A 4,873-nucleotide genomic window follows, 5' to 3' on the forward strand; every position below is an offset into this window, starting at 1 on the left:
CCACCGTCCCCACCGCCTGCGTCCGCCGTGCACGCATCGGCGGCCGCTCGCTTGTCGTTCCACAGCACCAGCGCGAACTGCACGACGGCCACCGCCATGAAAAACAGGTACGCCTTGATCTCCCAGGCCAGCGGCGACGACCAGTGGAAGAACAGCAGCGTGCCCAGCGAATGGCGGATAGCGCCCAGATCGATGCCGATGAAGATCATCGACACGACAAGCGACACGACGCTCAAGCCGAGCGACAGGCGCGCGATGGGCGCGAAACGCGGCAGCCTCAGCAGGTACACGAGCGCCGACAGCAGGTACAAGCCGCCCGCCAACCCCGAGAACCAGATGTACACCACCACCCACAAGCCCCAGGGCACGGCGTTCGTGGCCCCGGCCATGCCCAGCCCGTTGGCCAGCCGGTCGAACATGAAGTACGCGCCGGCCACCAGCAGCACGCCCACGATGACGGCCCACCCGGCGGTGACGCGGCGCGGGAACGGCGAGCCCAGCCCGAACCGGCGGCGCGCCTTGTGCGCATCAGATCCCATAGCCCTCACCTCGATCATTTCAGATAGTAGACGGACGGGTTCGTGCCCAGCTCTTCGCGCAGGCGGAAGGCGCGCGGCGAGGCCGCCAGCTGCGCTACCTTGGATTCCGGGTCGTTCAAGTCGCCGAAATACCGCGCGTCGCCGATACATGTCTCGCAGCACGCCGGCGCCTCGCCCCAGGCAAGGCGATGCGCGCAGAACGTGCACTTGCGCACCGTGCCGTACGTGCCGACGTACTTTCCGCGCGCGCCGCGCTCCACGCCGTACTCGGGCGCCGTCACCTGATCGGCCGCCTGCATCTCAACGTCGTACGACGACCCCTCGTCGGCCGAGCGCGCGCCGTAAGGACACGCGGCGTGCAGTACTTGCAGCCGATGCAGCGGTCGGCGTCGATCACCACGATGCCGTCGTCGCCCTTGTACGTGGCCTGCACCGGACACACCGACACGCACGGCGGGTTCTCGCATTGCATGCACGGACGCGGCAGCGCCTCGAGGCGCACGTTGGGGTACGCGCCCGTCTCCCGCTCCAGCACCACGTTGTACGTGATGCCGGGCGGCGTGCGGTTCTCCGCCTTGCACGCCACGGTGCACGAGTCGCACCCGACGCATTTCGCCAGATCGATGACCATGCCCCAATGCGGGCGGGAGGAATCTTCCATGCGGCACCTACTTTCCTAAACGGGGAGCACCACGACCCGAAAGGCCGCGGTGCCCCAAAGGAGAACAGGCGGTTCCAGGGGGAAGGGAACCGCCTGCGGTAGCGGCCGTCGGCTGCCGAGGGGAACACGGGCCGAGGCCGAGAAAGGTCAGAGGAACAGGACGGGCAGCGCGGCCAGGATAACCAGCAGCCGCAGCAGGAAGCCGCCCACGAGCACGCCCGCCTCGCCGATGAGGCTCACCACCAGCGACGTGGTGGACGTTTCCACCCGCTTCGCGATGAACACCGGGTAGCCCTCGATGCAGAACGGCGCCACGAGGCCCAGGATGACGATGCCGCCCCAGAACGCCGGCGCGTACTGCCCCGCTATCAGGGAGTTCACCGATGCCGCGCCCTCGAAGCTGCCCGCGCTCACGATGACCAGCATGGTGAACAGCACCACCATCTCGATGGCCGACAGGATGACGTGCGACTTCTTGATGAGCCACATGTGCTCGAAGCGCTCGCGGTCGGTGACGAGGCCCACGAGCGACGTGGCCGCAAGCCCCGCCGACAGCGCCGACACCACGAACAGGATGGGCAAGATGGCGTTGTTCCACAGCGGGTACGCCTTCACCACGCCCAGCAAGAAGCCGGTGTAAGCCGCCACGGCGAACGCGAACACGATGCCGATCCACGTGAGCCACTTCGGCACCTTCTTCTTCAGTATCTCAAGAACAGCCGCCGCCAAGGCTACCGGCATATAGACGCAGATGAAGTACACGCCCAGCGTCATGACCGAGCCCGGGTTCGACACGAGCCAGAAGAAGCGCAAAGGGTTGTGCAGGCCCGCTTCGGCATCGATCATGAGCATGAGCAGGCCGATGCCCACAAACACGGGCGCGATGATACGGCCGGCGATGCGCATCTTGTTGCTGTCGGGATACTTGGCCTCCACGAACGCGGCCGTCAGGAACGCCCCTGCCGACGCGCCGGCCAGAAACAGGTACCAGGCAATCAAAGGTCCCCAAACCATGGTTTCATCACCTCACGTAGTAGATCTTGGAAGCGGTCAGGTTGCTTGCGAGCGGCTGCGCATGGTACTGCGCGATAGCCTTCGAGATGTCGCTTTCGGGGTCGTCCAGGTCGCCGAACACGCGCGCCCCGGATATGCACGTCCCCACGCAGGCGGGCGGGTTGCCCGGTTCGCCGTTTTCCCAGCAGAAGCGGCACTTCTCCACCACGCCGGTCGACTCCTGCACGATGCGGGCCTGGTACGGGCACGCGGCCATGCAGTACTTGCAGCCGATGCACTTCTCCGGGTCCACCAGCACCACGCCGGAGTCCGTGACGTACGTGGCATGCGTGGGGCACACGGCCGCGCAGGGCGCGTCCTCGCAGTGCTGGCACTGGGTGGGCACGATCTCGTTGTACACGTTCGGGTACGTGCCGGTCTCCAGCTCGTGGAACTTGATGAACGACTCTCCGGGCTCCAGATGGTTCTTGGCCTGGCAGGCCAGGCGGCAGGCGTAGCAGCCCACGCACTTCTTCGTGTTGATAAGCATTCCGTAGCGTGCCATGTTATGCCTCCACCTTCTTCACCGTAACCGCAACCTCCTGGCTCATCATGGAGCCCACGCCCGGCTCCATGTCGAACGGGATGAAATCCGTGAGCGCGATGCCGTAGCGGTACGCGCGCGTCTGGGCCGGCGAGTCGCCGCCGTAGTGCGTGGGCAGGAACACCACGCCGGGCTTGAGGCGCTGCGTCACACGGGCCTCCACTTGGCCCACGTGCTCGCTCGACGCCACTTCCACGGTGTCGCCCGTCTGCACGCCCAAATCCTCGGCATCCTGGGCGGATATCCACAGGCGCTCCATGTGGTACTCGCGCGAGATGGCGTTCAGGCAGGCGATGTTCTGCGTCATGGTATGGGAGTGGATGCCCTGCTTGCCGCCCACGATGGCGAACTCGCCATCCTTCGGCGTAACCTTGCGCGGGATCCATCCGATGGCCGGGTTCAGGCCCGCAGCGCCCACGGCCTCGGAGGAGAACTCGAACTTGCCCGACGGCGTCTTGAACTTCGGCGTGCCGTACTGGAAGTTGGGGTCGGGCAGCTCCACCACGCCCTCCCGCTTCATGGTGTCGAGGTCCACGCCCACGGTGGCCAGCTGAGCGGCGGCCAGGTCCTCGGCTGTGAACTGGAAGTACTCGCCCACGCCGCAGGCCTCGGCCAGGCCGTTGAATATCTCGTCGCAGGTCTTGGCGTCTGGCAGCACCTTGTCGATGGCCACGGTGCGCATGCCCACGAAGTGCTTCTTGCCGCCGATCCACTCGGGCAGCTCCAGGCGCTCCAGGTACGTGACCTCGGGCAGCACGTAGTCGGACTGCAGCGCCGTCTCGGACATCTGCACGTCGATGGTCACGGCAAGCTCGGCCTTCTGCAGCGCCTCCGTCCACATCTTCGGCTGCGCGTAGCCCTTCGCGGCGTTGGAGTTGTAGAAGAAGAGGCCCTTGATGGTTCCGTCGAGCGCCGCCTTGAGGGCGGCCAGGTTCGTGCCGGCGCTGTCGAGGGCGAGCGGGTACTCCTTGTTGCCCACGCGCTTGGCCTGGGGCTTCGGCGGGTCGGCGAAGCGGGCGTCAGCCAGCTTGCCGGCCGTTGGCGACGACGTGAGCAGCGCGCCGCCCTTGGCGCCGTAGGAGCCCAGGAGCGCGTTCACGGCCGAGGCGGCACGGGCCGTCTCGAACGAGTTCTGGTACGAGCAGCCGATGACGGCGCGCCAGCCCGCCTCGATGGAGGCGGCGGGGGCGGCCTTCGCCATGGCGCGCGCCAACTCCCGGATGCGCTCCGCGGGCACGTCGGTGATCTTGGCGGCCCACTCGGGCGTGTAGTTCCTGGCCTGGGCGGCGAACTCGTCGAAGCCCGCGGTGTTCTGCTCCACGAAGCCGTGGTCGTAGAGGTCCTCCTCGATGAGCACGTTGCAGAGCGCCAGGATGAACGCCAGGTCGGTGCCCGGGTTGATGGGTACCCAGTCGCTCGAGAAGATGCCGGAGTTGTTGAGGCGCGGGTCAACGCTCACGATGCGCGTACCGGCTTCCTTGGCCGATGCGAGGCTCTGCACGGACGAGGGGCGGATGCCGTCGCCGTAGCTGCGGCCGATGAACATGACCATCTTCGCGTTGGCGAAGTCGGTGGAGTAGTTCGACGCGCCCATGGTCTGCTGGTAGGCGCTCTCCTTCGACAGGTTGCACGACGAGGAGTGCGCGTACACGTTCGGACTGCCCAGCGCGTTCATGAAGCGCTTGGAGTAGTACTTGCCCGACGGGCGCGGGTCCTGGATGATGGCGAGGGACTCGGGGCCGTCCTTGGCGATGATGGCCTGCACCTTCTCGCCGATCTCACGGAAGGCCGTGTCCCAGTCGATGGGCTCGAACTCGCCGCCCTCCTTGCGGCGCAGGGGCTGCGTGACGCGCTCGTCCGAGTACGCCAACTGGGCCAAGCCATGGCCGCGGCCGCAGATGCGGCCCTTCGAGTAGGGGTGCACCTCGCTGCCCTTGAGCGTGTACAGCCTGCCGCCCACCGTGGTAGCCACAAGGCCGCATTTGCTGGAGCAGCCGTTGCAGAGCGACGGCGCCGTCTTCACCTCGCCGGACGCCGCGCCATCCGCCTCGGCGGCCTGCGCCTCGGCGCGCCAGG

General features: G+C 66.9%; 6 protein-coding genes. All 6 read right to left on the reverse strand.

Annotated elements, in window-relative coordinates; all coding sequences use genetic code 11:
• On the reverse strand, nucleotides 1-539 hold a 539-nt coding region (nrfD, locus tag GPA_RS04675; protein WP_167536601.1), incomplete at its 3' end, for an NrfD/PsrC family molybdoenzyme membrane anchor subunit.
• 14 nt (nucleotides 540-553) lie between these two features.
• Nucleotides 554-838 (reverse strand): 4Fe-4S dicluster domain-containing protein, encoded by a 285-nt coding sequence (locus GPA_RS20360; protein WP_015539098.1) that lies wholly within the window; start codon nucleotides 836-838, stop codon nucleotides 554-556.
• On the reverse strand, nucleotides 817-1,200 hold the full coding sequence (locus tag GPA_RS20365) for a 4Fe-4S dicluster domain-containing protein (protein WP_256172216.1): 384 nt from the start codon (nucleotides 1,198-1,200) through the stop codon (nucleotides 817-819). The genes GPA_RS20360 and GPA_RS20365 overlap by 22 nt, the downstream gene beginning before the upstream one ends.
• 147 nt (nucleotides 1,201-1,347) lie before the next feature.
• Nucleotides 1,348-2,214: an NrfD/PsrC family molybdoenzyme membrane anchor subunit gene (gene nrfD / locus GPA_RS04685; RefSeq protein ID WP_041239100.1), complete on the reverse strand. Its 867-nt coding sequence runs from the start codon at nucleotides 2,212-2,214 to the stop codon at nucleotides 1,348-1,350.
• 7 nt (nucleotides 2,215-2,221) lie between these two features.
• The gene (locus tag GPA_RS04690; RefSeq protein WP_015539100.1) at nucleotides 2,222-2,758 is read right to left on the reverse strand and encodes a 4Fe-4S dicluster domain-containing protein; all 537 of its coding nucleotides are present in this window, start codon (nucleotides 2,756-2,758) and stop codon (nucleotides 2,222-2,224) included.
• 1 nt (nucleotide 2,759) lies between these two features.
• Nucleotides 2,760-4,873, reverse strand: a 2,114-nt coding sequence (locus tag GPA_RS04695) for a molybdopterin-containing oxidoreductase family protein (RefSeq protein WP_041239102.1), incomplete at its 5' end; no start/stop codon positions are given.

The organism is Gordonibacter pamelaeae 7-10-1-b (assembly GCF_000210055.1).
In the GTDB taxonomy this organism is placed as follows: Bacteria; Actinomycetota; Coriobacteriia; order Coriobacteriales; family Eggerthellaceae; genus Gordonibacter; species Gordonibacter pamelaeae.